Annotated in this window: 15 protein-coding genes and 1 pseudogene; 11 read left to right on the top strand and 5 right to left on the bottom strand. The window is 71.9% G+C overall.

The window, feature by feature from the left end; genetic code table 11:
* Positions 1-6 precede the first annotated feature (6 nt).
* Both ACO2Q0_RS15470 and ACO2Q0_RS15465 read left to right on the top strand, forming a co-directional pair.
* Positions 7-201 (top strand): annotated as a pseudogene (locus tag ACO2Q0_RS15470) (hypothetical protein); the annotation flags it as partial.
* Positions 202-216: 15 nt separating this feature from the next.
* The gene (locus tag ACO2Q0_RS15465) at positions 217-1,785 is read left to right on the top strand and encodes a sulfotransferase (RefSeq protein ID WP_423352416.1); all 1,569 of its coding nucleotides are present in this window, start codon (positions 217-219) and stop codon (positions 1,783-1,785) included.
* Between the two features lie 7 nt (positions 1,786-1,792).
* Here ACO2Q0_RS15465 and ACO2Q0_RS15460 read toward each other — a convergent pair whose 3' ends face one another.
* Genes ACO2Q0_RS15460 through ACO2Q0_RS15450 form a run of 3 tightly spaced genes read right to left on the bottom strand, consistent with a single transcriptional unit; the run spans position 1,793 to position 4,751 of the window.
* Positions 1,793-3,166: an alpha/beta hydrolase family protein gene (locus ACO2Q0_RS15460; RefSeq protein ID WP_423352415.1), complete on the bottom strand. Its 1,374-nt coding sequence runs from the start codon at positions 3,164-3,166 to the stop codon at positions 1,793-1,795.
* Positions 3,167-3,177: 11 nt separating this feature from the next.
* Positions 3,178-4,107 (bottom strand): hypothetical protein, encoded by a 930-nt coding sequence (locus ACO2Q0_RS15455; protein WP_423352414.1) that lies wholly within the window; start codon positions 4,105-4,107, stop codon positions 3,178-3,180.
* Positions 4,104-4,751 (bottom strand): helix-turn-helix transcriptional regulator, encoded by a 648-nt coding sequence (locus tag ACO2Q0_RS15450; protein ID WP_423352413.1) that lies wholly within the window; start codon positions 4,749-4,751, stop codon positions 4,104-4,106. The genes ACO2Q0_RS15455 and ACO2Q0_RS15450 overlap by 4 nt, the downstream gene beginning before the upstream one ends.
* Positions 4,752-4,817: 66 nt before the next feature.
* On the opposite strand from ACO2Q0_RS15450, the gene ACO2Q0_RS15445 reads away from it, so the two are divergent.
* The 6 genes from ACO2Q0_RS15445 (at position 4,818) to ACO2Q0_RS15420 (ending at position 12,678) form a co-directional block, all read left to right on the top strand.
* Positions 4,818-5,864: a threonine/serine dehydratase gene (locus ACO2Q0_RS15445; RefSeq protein WP_423352412.1), complete on the top strand. Its 1,047-nt coding sequence runs from the start codon at positions 4,818-4,820 to the stop codon at positions 5,862-5,864.
* A gap of 163 nt (positions 5,865-6,027) precedes the next feature.
* Positions 6,028-7,569 (top strand): sugar ABC transporter ATP-binding protein, encoded by a 1,542-nt coding sequence (locus ACO2Q0_RS15440; protein ID WP_423352411.1) that lies wholly within the window; start codon positions 6,028-6,030, stop codon positions 7,567-7,569.
* Positions 7,569-8,768: an ABC transporter permease gene (locus ACO2Q0_RS15435; RefSeq protein ID WP_423352410.1), complete on the top strand. Its 1,200-nt coding sequence runs from the start codon at positions 7,569-7,571 to the stop codon at positions 8,766-8,768. The genes ACO2Q0_RS15440 and ACO2Q0_RS15435 overlap by 1 nt, the downstream gene beginning before the upstream one ends.
* Positions 8,768-9,721 carry a substrate-binding domain-containing protein gene (locus ACO2Q0_RS15430; RefSeq protein ID WP_423352409.1) on the top strand — a complete coding sequence of 318 codons (954 nt, stop codon included), beginning with the start codon at positions 8,768-8,770 and terminating at the stop codon, positions 9,719-9,721. Before ACO2Q0_RS15435 ends, ACO2Q0_RS15430 begins: the two co-directional genes overlap by 1 nt.
* Before the next feature lie 2 nt (positions 9,722-9,723).
* Complete coding sequence (locus tag ACO2Q0_RS15425) at positions 9,724-11,232, top strand: UxaA family hydrolase (RefSeq protein WP_423352408.1); 1,509 nt, start codon at positions 9,724-9,726, stop codon at positions 11,230-11,232.
* Positions 11,233-11,244: 12 nt separating this feature from the next.
* Positions 11,245-12,678, top strand: coding sequence for an aldehyde dehydrogenase family protein (locus tag ACO2Q0_RS15420; protein ID WP_423352407.1), 1,434 nt, complete (start codon positions 11,245-11,247; stop codon positions 12,676-12,678).
* On the opposite strand, the gene ACO2Q0_RS15415 is transcribed toward ACO2Q0_RS15420, so the two are convergent.
* Both ACO2Q0_RS15415 and ACO2Q0_RS15410 read right to left on the bottom strand, forming a co-directional pair.
* Positions 12,660-13,694: an aldo/keto reductase gene (locus ACO2Q0_RS15415; RefSeq protein ID WP_423352406.1), complete on the bottom strand. Its 1,035-nt coding sequence runs from the start codon at positions 13,692-13,694 to the stop codon at positions 12,660-12,662. The two genes, ACO2Q0_RS15420 and ACO2Q0_RS15415, sit on opposite strands and share 19 nt — an antisense overlap.
* A complete protein-coding gene (locus ACO2Q0_RS15410) occupies positions 13,691-14,371 on the bottom strand; it encodes a GntR family transcriptional regulator (protein ID WP_423352405.1) in 681 nt (226 codons plus the stop codon). Before ACO2Q0_RS15410 ends, ACO2Q0_RS15415 begins: the two co-directional genes overlap by 4 nt.
* A gap of 279 nt (positions 14,372-14,650) precedes the next feature.
* Between ACO2Q0_RS15410 and ACO2Q0_RS15405 the strand changes: the two genes are divergently transcribed.
* From ACO2Q0_RS15405 to ACO2Q0_RS15395, 3 genes are read left to right on the top strand one after another with little or no spacing between them, the layout of a single operon-like run.
* Complete coding sequence (locus ACO2Q0_RS15405) at positions 14,651-15,100, top strand: RbsD/FucU family protein (RefSeq protein ID WP_423352404.1); 450 nt, start codon at positions 14,651-14,653, stop codon at positions 15,098-15,100.
* On the top strand, positions 15,090-15,917 hold the full coding sequence (locus ACO2Q0_RS15400; protein ID WP_423352403.1) for an amidohydrolase family protein: 828 nt from the start codon (positions 15,090-15,092) through the stop codon (positions 15,915-15,917). Before ACO2Q0_RS15405 ends, ACO2Q0_RS15400 begins: the two co-directional genes overlap by 11 nt.
* The gene (locus ACO2Q0_RS15395; RefSeq protein ID WP_423352402.1) at positions 15,917-17,095 is read left to right on the top strand and encodes a fumarylacetoacetate hydrolase family protein; all 1,179 of its coding nucleotides are present in this window, start codon (positions 15,917-15,919) and stop codon (positions 17,093-17,095) included. The genes ACO2Q0_RS15400 and ACO2Q0_RS15395 overlap by 1 nt, the downstream gene beginning before the upstream one ends.
* Positions 17,096-17,116 lie beyond the last annotated feature (21 nt).

Below are 17,116 nucleotides of genomic sequence, written 5' to 3'. Positions count from 1 at the left end.
GACCGAATCCTCCCCACGATCCGTTCAGCGCAGGACGCGCCCGCAGCCGACACGGCTGCGGGCGTTGCCGCGCGCCTGCGTGAGCTGCTGGTCCGCGAGCCGGGGCATCCTCATGCCTGGCGGCGCCTGGGCGATGCGCTCTGGGTCGCCGGCGACCGGGACGCCGCCTCGGAGGCCTACCTGCGCCAGGTCGAGGCGGCTGCGGGCGACCCGGAGATGGTGGCCGCCGCCCAGGCGCTCGCCGCCGGGCGCATCGAGGAGGCCGAGGCCCGGATCCGCGCGATCCTGAAGGCGCGGCCCACCGAAGTCGCGGCGATCCGCATGCTCGCGGAGCTGGCGATCCGCATCGAGCGGCTGCCGGAGGCCGAGGCGCTGCTCGACCGCGCGCTGGAGCTTGCGCCCGGGTTCGACGCCGCCCGTTACAACCGCGCGGTCGCCCGTCATCGTCAGGGGCGCTCGGCGGCCGCGCGGGAGGACATCGAGCGACTGCTCGCCGCCGCGCCCGACAATCTGGGTTACCTTTCGACACGCGCCGCCATCCTCAGCCGCGCCGGCGACTACGACGCGGCGATCGCCGACTACGAGCGCCTCCTGACCCACGAGGCTCCGGGCCGCGACGCCAGGCTGTGGCTCAGCCGCGGCCATGCCCTGAAGACCGTCGGACGCAGCGCCGAAACCATCGCCTCCTACCAGCGCGCCCTGGCGCTGCGCCCGACGCTCGGCGAGGCGTGGTGGAGCCTGGCGAACCTCAAGACCTATCGCTTCACGTCGGACGAGACGCACGCCATGCAGGCGGCTCTCACGGATCCCGCGGCGACTGACGACGATCGCCTGCAACTGCACTTCGCCCTCGGCCGGGCGATGGAGACCCAGGACCGCAACGCCGAGGCCTTCGATCACTACGCCCGCGGCAACGCCATGCGCCACGCCCAGCTCCCGTACGACGCCGACGCCACGAGCGCGCACGTGGCGGAGGTGCGCGCGCGCTTCGACGCCGCCGCGGCGGCCTCGCGAAGCGGCTCGGGAGAGCCGGCGGACGATCCGATCTTCATCGTCGGCCTGCCGAGGTCCGGCTCCACCCTGCTCGAGCAGATCCTGGCGAGCCATCCCGACGTGGAAGGCACGATGGAGCTCCCGGACATCACCGCCATCGCCGGCGAGCTCCAGGCCCAGGCCTCGCGGCAGGGCCGCACCTATGTCGACGAAATGCTGGCCCTCGATCAGGCGCAGCTGTCCGAGCTCGGGCGTCGCTATCTGGCGGACACCCGGCCCCATCGCCGCCTGGGCGCGCGCCGCTTCATCGACAAGATGCCGAACAACTGGCTGCACGTGGCCCTGATCCACCTGATTCTGCCGAACGCGCGGATCGTGGACGCGCGGCGCCATCCGCTGGACTGCGGCGTGTCGTGCTTCGTCCAGCATTTCGCCCGGGGCCAGGCCTTCGCCTACGATCTGAAGGACATCGGCCGCTACTATGCGGACTACGTGACCCTCATGGCGCATGTCGACGAAGTCCTGCCGGGGCGGGTGCATCGCGTGTTCCACGAGCGCCTGGTGGCCGAGCCGGAGGCCGAGATCCGCGCCCTGCTGGACGCCTGCGGCCTCGATTTCCATCCAGGCTGCCTGGAGTTCCACCGCAACGCGCGGCCGGTGCGGACCGCCAGCGCCGAGCAGGTTCGCCGGCCGCTGTCTTCCGACGGGATCGGCCGGTGGCGGCGGTTCGAGCCGTGGCTGGCGCCCCTGCGCGAAGGCCTGGGCTCCGCGCTCGACGAGTATCCCGCCTGAAGGCCGGCTAGGGAGCCGCCGCCTCGGCAGGCCGGCGACCGTCCTCGACCCACGTGCGGAGGCTGTTCAATCCGTTGCGCAGCTCGTCGCGCGTGAAGCCGCAATGATCGTAGCCCTGCCCGCCGATCGGCAGCGGCGCCTTCACGGGCGGCGCGACGAACTGGACGAGATGGGCGTCGTTGCGCGCCTTCCGGACGATGCGTCCCAGGCCTTCCGCCTGGGCATAAGGCACCAGCGAGTCGATGCGGTTGTGGATCGTCACCAGGGGCGTGCGGAAGCGGCCCGTGACCTGCTTCCAGCGCCGGGCCTGCGCGACCGCCGCCGGGTCGGCGGTGAACCGCTGCACGTCGCGATTGAACGCCGCCTGCTCGCGCTCGGTCATCTCGGCCGAGCGGTAGACCTTGCCGACGTTGCCGTAGATCTGTCCGCCGAAGGTCGCTCGCATGTCGTCCGCGCCGAACGACAGGAGCATCAATGGGTAGAAGAAGGAGGCCAGCTCGGGCTCGAACCCGCCGATCGAGGCGACCTGCCGGATGATGCGGGCCTCGGGTCCGTCCGGAGCCTTCTCCGCCGCCTGGAAGAGGGCGGCGATGGGCGCGGTGAGGCGCGTGACCTGCTCCCGCTGGAAGGTGAGATAGGCGACGCCGGGCGGTGGGAGGATCGGCATCGCCGAGCGGGTCGCGTCCTGTCCGCCGGGAAGTGCGTACGGGGTGCCCCGGGTCAGCACGATGTAGGCCGCCCGCATATCCGTCAGCTGCTCGAGTTCACGCTCCCACCCGTCGGTGACGCCGCATTGCGCGAAGGCGCCGTCGAAGGCGTCCGGACGCTCCTCGATCATGGCGAGGACGATGTTGCCGCCCATGGAGGCGCCGCTGGCATAGATCCGCTTCGCGCCGAGGTCCTTCATCAGGTCGCGCAGCCGCAGCGTGCTGACCGCGCCGGCTTCGACGGCCATCCCGGCCTTCTCGTACGAACTGTGCCCGGCGGCGAGCCCGTCTTCATAGGCGATCGACATGATCCCGCTGCCGCCGGAGAAGGGGCTTGACGGGTCCTGATGGACCTCCAGCGGGGTGCCGGGCAGGGTGTAGCCATGGGCGTGGAGCAGCGCCTCGCCTTTCCACTCCGCGGGGATCGCCAGCGCGAACTGCCGGCCCGCCAGCCGGCCGTTGAGGATCAGGCCGCCGCGCGGCCCGGCCTTTGCGGTCAGATCGGTGACCCCCAGGGCCCGCGCGCGTTCGATCAGCGTCGCCTGGGCGGCGCTCGGCTGAAAGGCCTGGGACGGGCTTGCGACCGTCTCGGCCCGGGCAGGCGCTTCGGCGATCGCCGCCGCAAGGATCAGGGAGCAGGCGGTCGAGGCCGCCGATCTGAAGAGCTTCGACAAGGCAGGTCCTCTCACGCGTTGAGGCTGCGCCAGGCCAGTTCCGCGATGGCCGCGTCCTGTGCGCCGATGCCGGTCAGGTCCGCGATCGCCATGGCGTCGGCCGGCAGCCGCGCAGGGGGCTGGGCGAGCGCCTCCCCGATCTCGGTCATTCCCCCTGGCGGCGCCACGCCGGCGCTGTCGCCGTACGCCGCGCACTGGGTTCGGGAGTCCACGAAGAGGTAGTCGGCGGCGCGGACCAGTTCGGGCGCCAGTTCGCGCTTTCCGGAGGCGTCGGCGCCCACCGCGACGATCCGCAGACCGGGGCGCCCCGCCTGCAGGCCGATGAGGGGGGCGCGGGCCGGAGTCGTCGTCACGATGAGGTCGGCTTGGCTGCAAAGCGCCGCCAGATCCTCCACCGCATGGGCGACTTCGCCCTCGGCGCGCAGCCGGCCGGCAAGGTCCTCCGCCCGCGCCGCCGAACGCGCCCAGATGCGGATGTCGCGGGCCCCGGTGCAGCGCTTCACCCACCGCGCCTGGAGCGCGGCCTGGGTTCCGGCGCCCACCACGCCGATGGTGGTGGTCTCGTCAGGCGCGATCAGCCGCGCAGCGATCCCCCCGGCCACAGCGGTCCTGAGATCGGTGAGGGCCCCGTCGTCGGAGAGCACCCCCAGCGGCGCGCCGGTCTCGGCGTCGAAGACCAGCATGAGGCCGTTGCTGGAGGGCAGGCCCCGGGCCGGGTTTTCGTAGAAGCTGCTCGCCATCTTGATCGCGAAGAGCTGCCGGCCGTCGATGTGCGCGCCCTTCACGTGCACGTCGCCCGGCGGCCGATCGAATCTCAGGTGGCCGACCGCGATCGACTGCACGCGCCCCGCGGAGTGATCCCGGAACGCCTGGGCGATCGTCTCGACGGCCTGGTCCGGATCAATCGCCGCGAGGATGGCGTCCTTGCCGAACCATTTCACGCCGACTTCGAATCCTGCCGGAGCGCGCCGAGCTCGTTGTAGACGGTGGCGCGGCTGACGCCGAGAATCCGGGCGACATAGGCCGGAGCCCGGCGCGCTTCGAAGGCGCCGATGCCCTGCAGGCCGCGGATCAGTTCCCGCCGCGACGGCCGGTCGATCTCGGAGATCTGCACCTTCCGTTCCGCGCACCAGTCGGTGACGAACCGGTTGATGCGCTCGTGCCAGTCGTGGACGAACAGCGCGCGGACCCCTTCGTCCTGCGGCGGTGCGCCCAGGAAGCCGTCCAGCGCCCGGCGCACCTGGTCGAAGCTGGAGACGTCGACGTTGATGCACATCAGCCCGATCGGCGCGCCGGCGTCCCGCAGCACCACCGAGACGCACTTCATGCGCCGGCCGTCCCAGTTGGTCTTCTCGTAGGGGCCGATCACCTGCTGCTTCGGATCGAAGTTCAGATCCTCCAGCTGCGAGGGATCGCCGGGGGTGCGCCGCGACTGGGGATTGGCGATATAGGCGACGGACTCGCTGGCGAGGTCGTGGATCGCCACCTCGACAAACGGCGCGAACAGCGCCGCAATGCCCTCTGCGACCGCGAAACTGGGTTCCAGCGCCGGGGTGTAAGCCTGGTTATCGGTCAGCTCGGGCATACCGTCTCCCGGTTGAATTTGACAGTCCGTCTATTCTGGAAATAGCATGCAACCTGACCGGGGGCAATGGGGCGCCGGCAACTCCGGCCCGGGGCGTTCAGGGTGTCTACATCACTGAATATGCACGATTTATCCGCCGGTGTCTTGCCGCGCCTTGCGTCCTCTGCGCGTGACGCCGCCACACGTCTCAGAACGCGAACACCTCCGAGCCCCCTCAGTCACAGCCTCGGCCTGTCGGACCGGTACGGTTGCAGGGTGCTGCTGAAGTGCGAGCATCTTCTGCCCACGGGATCCTTCAAGTTCCGGGGCGGCTTCACCAAGCTGTCGCGTCTGGGCGAAGACGATCGCCGGCGCGGCGTCGTCGCCGCCTCCACCGGCAACCACGGGATGGCGCTGGCCGCGGCGGGCCGGGAGCTCGGCGTTCCGGTGACGGTCCATGCGCCCCGGGCGGCCTCGCCCGCGAAGCTGCAGGCCATGACGGCGCAGGGCGCCCGGCTTGTCCTGCACGACGGCGATTCCCTGGTCGCCGAGGTCGCCGCTCGGGCCGCCGCCGAACGGGAGGGCCTCTGCTACGTCTCCCCGTACAACGATCTCGACGTGATCGCGGGCCAGGGAACGCTGGCGGTGGAATTGCTGGAGCAGAGTCCCGACCTCGACGCAGTGGTGGTGTCGGTGGGCGGCGGCGGACTGTTGAGCGGCGTCGGCGCCGTTCTCGCGAGCGAGCGGCCGCAGGTGGAGCTGATCGGCGCCTGGCCGGCGAACGCGCCCAGCCTGCTGCGCAGCATGGCCGCGGGTCAGGCGATCGAGGTGGAGGAGGGGCCAACCTTGTCCGACGCCACCGCCGGCGGCGTCGAGCCCGGCGCCGTGACCATCGGGCTGGCGCAGGCCCTGGCGCCCACCTGCGTGGAGATTGACGAGCCTCGCATCGCCGCGGGCATGCGGGCGATCGCCGAGCATGAACACTGGATGGTGGAGGGCGCCGCGGGTCTCGCTCTGGCGGGCCTGGAGGCCTGCGCCGGGCGGCTCGCAGGCCGCACGGTCGCGGTCGTGGTGTGCGGACGCAACATCACCCTTCCGCGGTTCCTCGAGGCGATGGGGCGCGGCGAGGCCTAGCTGCGGCATCGCTAACATGTAAGGTGGAATAGTCGTCCGCAAAAACCACTAGAACATCCGCGCTCGACGTGGCACTAACATGTCAATGACGGGGGCCGAACAAAATCCGGATCGCGCGGACGCGGTGTCGCCGCATCCCGACGCGCGGCCTGCCGCCCCGGTCTTGGAGGCCGTCGATCTGCGCAAGAGCTTCGGCCCCACGCCGGTCCTGCGCGGGGTCTCGCTCCAGCTTCGCCCGGGCGAGGTGCTGGCGCTGATGGGCCTCAACGGCGCCGGCAAGAGCACGCTCATGAACATCCTCTGCGGCGCCATCCGGCCGGACGCGGGGAGCCTGCGGGTGTGCGGGCGCGAGCTCGTGATGCGCGGCCCGGCCGACGCGCATGGCGCGGGCCTGGCGATGGTCCATCAGGAGTTGCAGCTCGCGCCCGAGATGACCATCGCCGAGAACATCTTCCTCGGCCGCGAGCCGGTTCGTCGGGGCCTCATCGATCGACGGGCGATGAACGCCGCGGCGAGGGACCTCCTTGCGCGCCTCGGCGTCTCCCGGGCGCCGTCCGAACGCGTGGGATCGCTGTCGATCGGCGAGCGGCAGCTGGTGGAGATCGCGAAAGCCCTCGCCACCGGCGCGCGGGTGCTGATCCTGGACGAGCCGACGGCGGCGCTCTCCGCCGCCGAGGCCGACACCCTCCTGAACCTCGTCGCGGGGCTGAGGGCCGAGGGCGCGGCCTTCATCTTCACCTCCCACCGCCTGGACGAGGTGCTCGCCGTCGCCTCGCACATCCTTGTTCTCCGCGACGGCCGCGTCGTGCGCGACGCGCCGGCGGGCGAGGTGTCCCGGGCCGAGCTCATCCGCGACATGGCCGGGCGCGAGATCGCCGAACCGGATGCGCGCGGCGACCGACGGGACCTGGCGGTCCCCGGCGGCGAAGTCCGCCTCGAGATCTCCGACCTGGCGCGGCGCGGCTCGGGCCCCAGGCCGAAGCTCGAGGGCGTGGCGCTGCGCCTCCACGCCGGCGAGGTGCTCGGCCTTGCGGGCCTCATGGGGTCGGGGCGCACCGAACTGCTCGAGGTGGTGGCGGGCGTCGCCGGTCGGGACTGGAGCGGCGACATGCGCCTGCGCGGCGGGCGCTATCGCCCGCGCGATCCGCGCGACGCCATCGCCGCGGGCATGGCCTATGTGACCGAGGACCGCAAGGCGACCGGCCTGGTGCTCGGCGGATCGATCGCCGGCAACATCGCGCTGGGCTCCTTGGATCGCCTCAGCCGCCTGGGCTGGGTGTCGGGGGGCGGCGAGGCGAAGCTCGCCGAGGAGATGATGCGGCGCCTTTCGGTGCGGGCCACCGGCCCCGGCCAATGCGTCGGCGAGCTTTCCGGCGGCAACCAGCAGAAGGTCGTCATGGCCAAGTGGCTGGCCCGCCGACCCGACCTCCTGCTGCTCGACGAGCCGACGCGCGGGGTCGACGTGGGCGCCAAGTCGGCCTTCTACGGCCTGCTCGAGGAGCTCTCGGCCGCCGGCGTGGCGACCTTGCTGGCGAGTTCCGACTGGCCCGAGCTGCTCGCGCTTTCGCACCGGATCCTGGTGCTGCGGGACGGGCGGCCGACGGCGCTGTTCGGCCGGGGCGAGGCCAACGCCGAGATCCTGCTGGACTATGCTTCGGCTGGCGGCCCCGTGCAGCCGGCCTTCGAATCTCGGGAGGCGGCGTGATGGACGTGCGCGGCGGACGCGTGCTCGCCATGGTGGGCGCGACCAAACTCTACTGGGGCATGCTCCTGGTGGTGGCCGCCGGCGCGGCGATCTCGCCGCTCGATTCCGCCGGCGCGAACATCTTCCTGAGCCTGCCCAACCTCACCGACGTCCTGCGTCAGGTCTCGATCACCGGCATCATCGCGGTGGGCATGACCTTCGTGATCCTCAGCGGCGGGATCGACCTTTCCGTCGGCTCGCTGATGGCGCTCGGCTGCACCCTGACCGCCATGCTGCTGACCCAGGACGGCTGGCACGGGGGCGCCGTCGTCGGCGTCGGCGCGGGCGCCATCGTGGTCGGCGCCGGCGTCTATGCCGCCACGGCGGTCCGGCTGGCGGCGCATCTTCCCCGATGGGCCGCTCATCTGGCCGGGGCCGCGCTCGGGGCGCTCGCCGCCGTCGGGCTCGGCGTCTGGATCGGTCCGGCGCTGACCGGCGGGCTCGGCGTCGCGCAGACCCTCGTCCTCGTCCTCTCCACCGGGCTCCTCGTCGGCGCGCTGAACGGGGCGGTGGTGGCCGTCGGGCGGCTGCAGCCGTTCATCGCCACCCTTGCGACCATGGTGGCGGTCCTGGGCATTGCGCGGCTCACCGCCGGCGCCGACCAGTCCGTCTATCCCGTCTATACGGGCAGCAACGCGTCGCCGACCTTCGAACTCTTCCGGGCGAGTCTGTTCGGGGTCCCGGCCCCGGGACTGATCTTCCTGGCCGTCACCGCGGCCGCCTGGGTCCTCCTCAACCGCTTCCGCTTCGGCCGCGAGGTGTACGCCATCGGCGGCAACGAGCAGGCGGCCCGGCTGGCGGGCATCGCCGTGGGCCGCGCCAAGATCCTGGTCTACGCCATCTCGGGGCTGCTGGCCGCCCTGGCGGGCCTGCTCTATGCGGCCCAGTACCGGCAGGGCAAACCCGACGCCGGGGTCGGTCTGGAGCTGGACGCCATCGCCGCCGTCGTGATCGGCGGCGCCAGCCTCGCGGGCGGGAAGGGCGGCGTGCTGGGCACGCTGGCGGGCGTCCTGATCTTCGGGCTGCTCACCAACATCTTCCAGCTCTGCAACATCGACAGCAATGCGCAGCTCGTCCTGAAGGGCGCGATCATCATCGCCGCCGTCGCCCTCCAGCAGGGCCGGATGCCGGGGCCGCGCCGGTCAGGAGACACCGCGTGATGGACAGACGGTCTTTCGCTTTGGCGTTCGGCGCGGGCCTGGCGGGCCTGACGCTCAGCGGCTGCGGTCGCAAGTCGGACGGCGCGCGCTGGAGGCTGGGCTTCAGCCAGGTGACCACCACCGAGCCGTGGCGGGTGCTCTTCAATCGCGAGATGCGCGAGGCGGCGGCGAAGCATCCCGAGCTGCAGCTGGTGATCGCCGACGGTCAGGATCGGACCGAGAAGCAGGTCTCCGACATCGAGGCTTTCGTCCGCCAGCGCGTCGATCTGATCCTGGTGTCGCCGAAGGAGAGCGCCGGCCTCACCGGCGCCGTGGACGCGGCCGCCGCGGCCGGCATCCCCGTCATCGTGCTCGACCGCGGTGTCGACACCGACGCCTATCGGCAGTTCATCGGCTCCGACAACCTGAAGATCGGCCGGATGGCGGGCGCCTACGCCGTCGATCTGCTGGGCGGCAAGGGCCGCGCCCAGGGCCGCATCGTCGAGATCTGGGGCGGCATGGCCTCGACGCCCGCGCAGGAGCGGCACAAGGGCTTCGCCGAAGCCATCGACGCCGAGCCCGGCGTGACCCGCGTGGTCGACCGGCAGGACGCCGACTGGAAGCAGGACCGCGCCTACAACATCATGGCCTCGGCCCTGAAGGCGCATCCGCGCATCGATCTCGTCTACGGCCACAACGATCCGATGGCCTACGGCGCCTATCTGGCGGCCAAGGACGCCGGGCGACAGGACGAGATCCGCTTCATCGGCATCGACGGTCTGCCCGACGAGGGCGCCAAGTGGGTGAAGGACGGCGCCCTGACCGCCACCTTCGTCTACGAGCCGCCCGGCGCCGAGGCCATCGAGCAGTCGCTGCGCATCCTGAAGGGCGAGCCGGCGCCGAAGCGGATCGAGCTCGGCACCGAGGTCGTGGACGCCCGGACCGTCGACGCCTTCCTGGCGGCCCGGGCCTAGGGATGTCCGAGGCGGTGCGTCACCTGCGCCTGCACGCCAGCGACAACGTCGTCGTCGCGCTCTCGCCGTTCGCGCCGGGCGAGATGGTCGAGGGCGTGACGGTGCGCACCGCCATTCCCGCCGGCCACAAGCTCGCCACGCGGGACCTGTCGCCCGGCGATCCCGTGGTGAAGTACGCGAACACCATCGCGGTGGCGACGGCGCCCATCGCCGCCGGCGACCACGTGCATGTGCATAACGCCGCCATGCCGGGCGCCTTGGGACCGCGGCGCGCGCTCGTCGGCGCGGCGGCGGCCCGGGAGGCTGTGACGCCGCGCACCTTCCCCGGCATCCGGCGCCCCGATGGTCGGGTGGCGACCCGCAACTTCGTGGGCGTCGTCACCACCGTGAACTGTTCGGCGACGGTGGCCCGCGCCATCGCGGACCGCTACCGCGGCGAGGCGCTCCGCCGCTGGCCCGGCGTGGACGGGGTCGTGGCGCTCACCCACGCCTACGGCTGCGCCATGGGACGCGACAGCGAGGGCATCCGCACGCTCCGCCGCACGCTCGCCGGCTACGCCCGCCATCCGAATTTCGCCGGCGTCCTGCTGCTGGGGCTGGGCTGCGAGAGCAACGAACTCTCCGCGCTGGCGCAGGCCTGCCAGGGCGTGGCCCACCTGCGGACCATGGACGTGCAGTCGACGGGCGGGACGCTCGAGACCATCGCGGCGGGAAGCCGGGCGATCGAGGAACTGCTCGACATCGCCGCGGGCGCGGTGCGGACGCCCGAGCCGCTCTCGCACCTCGCGCTCGGGCTGCAGTGCGGCGGCTCCGACGCCTTCTCCGGCGTCACCGCCAATCCCGCGCTGGGCGCCGCGGCCGATCTGCTGGTCGCGCATGGGGCCACGGTCATCCTCAGCGAAACCCCCGAGATCTACGGCGCCGAGCATCTGCTCAAGGCGCGGGCGGCGAAGCCCGAGGTCGCGGACGCCCTGGACGACCGCATCGCCTGGTGGACCGCGCACGCGGCTGCCGACGGCGGCTCGCTCAACGACAATCCCTCGGCCGGAAATATCGCCGGCGGCATCACCACCATCCTCGAGAAGTCCCTCGGCGCTGTCGCAAAGGGCGGCAGCTCTCCCCTCGAGGCGGTGATCGAGTACGCCCAGCCCCTGCCGACCCGGGGTCTCGTCTTCATGGACAGCCCGGGATACGACCCGATGTCGGCGACGGGCCAGGTCGCCTCGGGCGCCAACCTGATCGCCTTCACCACCGGCCGGGGTTCGACCTTCGGCTGCAAGCCCGCGCCCAGCCTGAAGCTCGCCACCAATTCCGACCTCCATCGCCGCATGCCGGGCGATATCGACGTGAACTGCGGCGACATTCTCGAGGCCGGGGTGTCCATCGCCGACAAGGGCCGGGAGATCTTCGAGGCCCTGATCGAGATGGCCAGCGGCGTCCCGAGCGCCAGCGAACGCCACGGTTTCGGGGACGCGGAATTCACGCCGTGGGTCCCCGGCGTCATCACCTGATCGGAGCCGTCAATGAAGCCTCTCCTGATCGGCGGCGCCTGGGTCGATGCGCCGGCCGCCGCTCCCAACATCAATCCGTCCGACACCCGCGACATCGTGGATGAATACGGCCAGGCCGACGCCGCCCTGGCGGCCGATGCGGTCGCCGCCGCCGCGGCCGCCTTCCCGGGCTGGGCGCAGGCCTCGATCCAGCGGCGGAGCGAAATTCTCGACGCCGCCGGCTCGGAGCTGGTCGCGCGGGCAGGCGAACTCGGCCGGCTGTTGGCGCGCGAGGAGGGCAAAACCCTGCCGGAAGGCGTCGCGGAAGCGACCCGGGCCGGCCAGATCTTCAAGTTCTTTGCGGGCGAGGCGCTGCGGGTCTACGGCGACGCCCAGCGGTCGGTGCGGCCGGGCGTCGAGGTCGCCGTGACCCGCGAGCCGCTCGGGGTGACGGCCCTCATCACGCCCTGGAACTTCCCGCTGGCCATCCCCGCGTGGAAAACCGCCGCGGCGCTGGCGTATGGCAACACCGTGGTGCTCAAGCCGGCCGACCTTACTCCCGGCTGCGCCTGGGCGCTGGCCGACATCCTCCAGAGGGCCGGCGCGCCGCCCGGCGTGTTCAACCTGGTCATGGGCCGGGGCGCGGTGATCGGCTCGGCGCTGGTGGAGGATTCTCGCGTCGAGGCCGTGAGCTTCACCGGGTCCACCGCCACCGGGGCGCGGATCGGCGCGGCGTGCATGGCCCGCAACGCTCGGGTCCAGCTGGAGATGGGCGGCAAGAACCCGCTGGTGGTCCTCGACGACGCCGACGTGGAGCTGGCGGCCGACTGCGCCGTGAACGGCGCCTTCTACTCCACCGGCCAGCGCTGCACCGCCTCGTCCCGCCTGATCGTCACGGAAGGAATCCACGATCGGTTCGTGGCCGCGGTGGCGGCGCGGCTGGAGCGGCTGGTGGTCGGCCATGCGCTCGAGGACGGCGTGCAGATCGGGCCGGTGGTGGATGGCCGGCAACTCGATCAGGACTGCGAGTATGTCGAGATCGGACGCAAGGAGGGCGCGCGGCTGCTCATGGGCGGCGAGCGCCTCCAGCGGTCGACGCCGGGCCACTACCTGTCCCCGGCGCTGTTCGTGGACGTCGACAACCGCATGCGGATCGCCCGGGAGGAAATCTTCGGGCCCGTTGCGGCCGTCATCCGGGTGCGGGACTTCGAGGAAGCCCTCGCCGTGGCCAACGACACGCCCTTCGGCCTGTCGGCGGGCATCTGCACGCAGTCGCTGAAGTTCGCGACGGCGTTCCGTGAGCAGGCCAAGGTCGGGATGGTGATGGTGAACCTGCCCACCGCCGGCGTCGATCCCCACGTCCCCTTCGGCGGCCGCAAGGCGTCCAGCTTCGGCCCTCGGGAGCAGGGGCGCCATGCGGCGGAGTTCTATACCGCGGTGAAGACCGCCTACGTCTTCGCAGGCTGAGCAGGAGCGGCTCGCGCGGCGTCCTGCTGCTCGAGCGCGCTCCACAGCGCCGCCGGCAGCGGCGCCTCGAAACCCTTGCTGTTGCGGCTCACCTCGTCGGCGGTCTGCCCGCCGGGGATCACGCTGATCACCGCCGCATGCCGGAGCGGGAACTGCAGGGCCGCATCGGCCAGGCGAACGCCGAACTCCCGGCAGATGGCTTCGAGAGCACGCACGCGCGCGAGGATCTCGGGCGGCGCCGGGGCGTAGTCGAAGCGGGCGCCCGGCACGGCCCCCGTGGCCAGCACGCCGCTGTTGTAGGGTCCGCCGACGACGACCCCGACGCCGCGAGCCTGGCAGGCCGGCAGGAGTTCGGCGGCGGCGCTGCGGTCCAGGAGCGTGAACCGCCCGGCCAGCAGGAACACGTCGGGGTCCGCCGCCTCCAGCAGGATTTCGCAGGGACGGCAGGCGTTGACGCCCGCGCCGATCGCACCCACCGCCCCGGTCCGGCGCAGCTCGTCCAGGGCCCGCCAGCCGCCACGGTCCAGCAGCTCGCGGATGCGCGCCTCGGCGGCCGCCTCCGAGCCGTGGGTGTGGGCGTCCACGTCGTGGACGTAGAGGATGTCGATCCGGTCGAGGCCCAGCCGCTGCAGGCTCCCCTCGAACGCGCGCATCACGCCTTCGTAGGTGTAGTCGAACCGGACGCGGACCGGGGGCACGTCCACATAGATGCCGGCGTCCTGCATTCCGGGCGGGCAGGGCTCCAGCACGCGGCCCACCTTCGAGGAGACCACGAACGCCGCCCGCGGCTGACCTCGCAGGAGGCGGCCGAGCCGGATCTCCGAAAGCCCGTGGCCGTAGAGGGGCGCGGTGTCGAAATAGCGGATACCGGCCGACCAGGCGGCGGAGAGCGCGGCCTCGGCCTCGGCCTCGGTGAGCGCCCGGTTCATGTTGCCGATCGGGGCGGCCCCGAAGCCGAGCGTGGTCAGGGCGGGCAGCCTCGGCGCGCGGGCAAGGCGCCGCGTCGGCAGGGTCACCGGACCCCCTCGGCGTCGCCCGAACGCAGCTGCGCCTCCACCGCCTCGGTCACCTTGTTGAGGTGCGTGCGCATGGCCGCGCCGGCCAGCTCGGGATCGCCCGCCCGGATCGCCTCCACCAGCCAGCGATGCTCGCGCAAGGTGTCCTGCGGGCGCTCGCCCTTCGGCAGCACGAGCCGGCGCATGCGGTCGAGCGGCGCGCGGGCCGACTCCAGGAAGCGCGTGACGCGTGCGAGGCCGAGGGCCTCGAAGATCAGGGCGTGGAGCGCCTCGTCCAGTTCGTAGAATCGCTGAAGGTCGCCGCCGGCGAGCGCCGCCTCCTGCTCGTCGATGTTCGACGCCAGGGCTTCGCCGAGCGCCGGGCTCTTCAGGGCCGCGGCGCGGCGACAGGCTTCGACTTCCAGGCCCGTGCGGATGAACAGGCCTTCGCGCACGTCCGCCGCGCGGATCTCCGCAACGAAGCTCCCGTGTTGCGGGAAGACGTCGACAAGCCCTTCTTCGGCGAGACGGGCGATCGCCTCGCTCACCGGTGCGCGGGAGACCGCGAACTCCGCGGCGATGTCTTCCTTCCGCAGCGGCGCGCCCGGCGCGAGCTCCAGGTCGCGGATGCGACGGCGAAGCGTGAGATAGACGCGGTCTGCCTTGAGAAGATCGCGAGCCTGGGTCTGCAGCGTCATGCGTACATCCATCGCTGGAATGTTAGTTCCTGTCAAACGGACGGGCGCGACGCGGCTCGTGTCTCAGCGCTAGATGCAAAGCGCCGCCTGCGCACACCCAAGAGTGTGATCTAGCACATTCTGGAATGCTAGGTCGCGGCTCCTGCAGCCAAGCTCGGGCTTGCTGCTTGCAGCGGCCTCGGCTACACCCGTCACTAACATGTTTGTTCCTGGTATGTCACAGCTCCTGGGATCGAAGGCGGACGTCCGCTGCGGCGCGCGTCCGGCAGTGCTGGCGTCATGCTGAAGGGCGTCGATCCTCTGCTCGGCCCGGATCTCCTGGGCGTTCTGCGGGCCATGGGGCACGGCGATGAACTGGCCATCGTCGACGCGAACTTTCCCGCGGCGGCGCGGGCACGGCGGCTCTGCCGCAGCGAAGGCGTCGACGCCGTTCGGATGCTGCAGGCGGTCGTCTCGGTCCTGCCGCTCGACGATTTCGAGCCGGTGGCGGTCTGGCGCATGGCCACGGTGAATCCGGCGGACGATCCCCCCGCCATCGCCGCGGCGTTCGAATCGACCCTGCGCGCGGCGGGCTATGGCGCGCCGGTCGGGTTTCTCGAACGCGAGGCCTTCTATAACCGCGCCGGGGCGGCCTTCGCCGTGGCGGCCACGGGCGAGACGCGGCTCTACGGCAACCTGATCCTGAGGAAAGGGGTGATCCGACCCGCCGGGGATCGCCATGCGGATTGACGCGCACCAGCATTTCTGGCGGCCCGCTCGAGGCGACTACGGCTGGCTTGACGATGCGCCCTCGAGCATCGTGCGCGACGTCCTGCCCGCGGACCTGGCGCCGCTTCTCGCCGCCACGAAGATGGACCGGACCATCCTGGTCCAGGCTGCGCCCAGCGAGGCCGAGACCACGTTCCTGCTGGGCTTGATGGCCACGGCTCCGTTCGTGGCGGGCGTGGTCGGCTGGATCGACTTCGAGGCGGAGGATGCGGCCGCCAGGGTCCGGGCCGCATCCGAACGCACCGGCCTGGTGGGCCTCCGTCCGATGGTGCAGGATCTCGCCGACGACCGCTGGCTGGCCCGCGGGGACCTCGATCCGGTGTTCGATGCGCTGGAGGAGACCGGCCTGTGCTTCGACGCCCTGGTCCGTCCTCGGCACCTGCCCGCGCTTTATGAGCGGATGCGCCGGCATCCGCGTCTGCGCGCGGTGATCGATCACGGGGCCAAGCCCGACATCGCCGGCGGGGCGCTGACGGCCTGGCGCAGCTGGATCGCCTGCATCGCCGATGAGACCAAGGCCTGCTGCAAGCTCTCGGGCCTGGTCACCGAGGCGGCGCCTGGCTGGGACGACGCGGTGCTGCGGCCCTACGTCGATGTTCTGGTGGAGGCCTTCGGGGCCGAGCGCCTGATGTGGGGCAGCGACTGGCCGGTGCTCAACCTCAACGGCGACTATCTCGCGTGGTCGGCCGCCGCCGACCGGCTGCTGGCCGGCCTGTCGCCCGCCGACCTGGCGCGGGTCCGCGGGGGGACCGCGGCCGCCTTCTATGGGGTGACCTGATGAACCTGGACCCGAACGACCTCCTGCCCGACGACGCCGCGGCGGCCGTCCTCGTCGGCCGCGTATGGCGCCCGGAACCGCCGTCGGGACCCGTGCTCGTGACGGTTCGCGACGGCGCCCTTTGGGACATCGGCGCGTTGGCGCCTACGATGGCCGACCTGCTGGACCTGCCCGATGTCGCCGCGCGGGTGCGTGACGCGCCGGCCCGCCGTCTCGCGAGCTTGTATGCGGTGGCGGCCGCGACGGCGGGGGAGGGCGAGGGGCCTGTGCTTCTGGCGCCTTGCGACCTTCAGGCCGTGAAGGCGGCCGGCGTGACGTTCGCCGACAGCATGCTCGAGCGCGTTATCGAGGAGCGGGCCGGCGGCTCCGCCGAAGACGCGGCCGCCCTGCGCGACGACCTCACCCGCAACCTCGGAGACGGATGGGCCCGGGTGAAGCCCGGGTCGCCGGAGTCGGCCCGCCTGAAGGAGGTCCTGCAGGCCCAGGGCCTCTGGTCCCAGTACCTGGAGGTCGGCCTCGGCCCCGACGCGGAGATCTTCACCAAGGCCCAGCCCATGGCGGCGGTAGGCTGCGGCGCCGAAGTCGGGGTGCGGCCGGACTCCGTCTGGAACAATCCCGAGCCGGAGGTGGTGCTGGCGTGCGACTCCGCCGGACGACCGGTCGGCGCGACCCTCGGCAACGACGTCAACCTCCGCGACTTCGAGGGCCGCAGCGCGCTGCTGCTCGGGAAGGCCAAGGACAACAACGCGTCCTGCGCCATCGGCCCCTTCATCCGCCTTTTCGACGCCGGCTTCGACATGGACGCGGTCCGCACGGCCGAGCTCGAACTCACGGTGGTCGGCGCCGACGGCTTCCGCCTCGAAGGCGCCAGCAACATGGGGCGGATCAGCCGCGATCCGCTGGAGCTGGTGGCCCAGACCTTCGGACGTCACCATCAATATCCCGACGGCGCGATGCTGTTCCTGGGCACGCTGTTCACGCCGACCCAGGATCGCGAGGCGCCCGGCCGCGGCTTCACCCACAAGGCCGGCGACGTCGTCCGCATCCGCTCGCCGCGCTTCGGCGCCTTGATCAACCGCGTCGTGGCCACCGACGCCGCGCCGCCATGGACCTTCGGCGTCCGGGCTCTCTACCGGACCTTGGCGGCGCAGGCCGCGGCGGCGTCGCCGCCCGCTTGAGGTCCATCGTTCCTCCAGGCC

Origin of the sequence: Phenylobacterium sp. VNQ135 (genome assembly GCF_049445735.1) — a bacterium.
Lineage (GTDB): Bacteria > Pseudomonadota > Alphaproteobacteria > Caulobacterales > Caulobacteraceae > Phenylobacterium.
This window is presented reverse-complemented; position numbering and strand designations above follow the sequence as displayed.

Bases quoted from the DNA above. Each gene is read 5' to 3' on its own strand.
- ACO2Q0_RS15465 (WP_423352416.1), top strand. From the start codon at position 217: ATGGTGGCCGCCGCCCAGGCGCTCGCCGCCGGGCGCATCGAGGAGGCC.
- ACO2Q0_RS15450 (WP_423352413.1), bottom strand. From the start codon at position 4,751: ATGCCCGAGCTGACCGATAACCAGGCTTACACCCCGGCGCTGGAACCC.
- ACO2Q0_RS15445 (WP_423352412.1), top strand. From the start codon at position 4,818: ATGGGGCGCCGGCAACTCCGGCCCGGGGCGTTCAGGGTGTCTACATCA.
- ACO2Q0_RS15435 (WP_423352410.1), top strand. From the start codon at position 7,569: ATGGACGTGCGCGGCGGACGCGTGCTCGCCATGGTGGGCGCGACCAAA.
- ACO2Q0_RS15430 (WP_423352409.1), top strand. From the start codon at position 8,768: ATGGACAGACGGTCTTTCGCTTTGGCGTTCGGCGCGGGCCTGGCGGGC.
- ACO2Q0_RS15425 (WP_423352408.1), top strand. From the start codon at position 9,724: ATGTCCGAGGCGGTGCGTCACCTGCGCCTGCACGCCAGCGACAACGTC.
- ACO2Q0_RS15420 (WP_423352407.1), top strand. From the start codon at position 11,245: ATGAAGCCTCTCCTGATCGGCGGCGCCTGGGTCGATGCGCCGGCCGCC.
- ACO2Q0_RS15410 (WP_423352405.1), bottom strand. From the start codon at position 14,371: ATGACGCTGCAGACCCAGGCTCGCGATCTTCTCAAGGCAGACCGCGTC.
- ACO2Q0_RS15405 (WP_423352404.1), top strand. From the start codon at position 14,651: ATGCTGAAGGGCGTCGATCCTCTGCTCGGCCCGGATCTCCTGGGCGTT.
- ACO2Q0_RS15400 (WP_423352403.1), top strand. From the start codon at position 15,090: ATGCGGATTGACGCGCACCAGCATTTCTGGCGGCCCGCTCGAGGCGAC.
- ACO2Q0_RS15395 (WP_423352402.1), top strand. From the start codon at position 15,917: ATGAACCTGGACCCGAACGACCTCCTGCCCGACGACGCCGCGGCGGCC.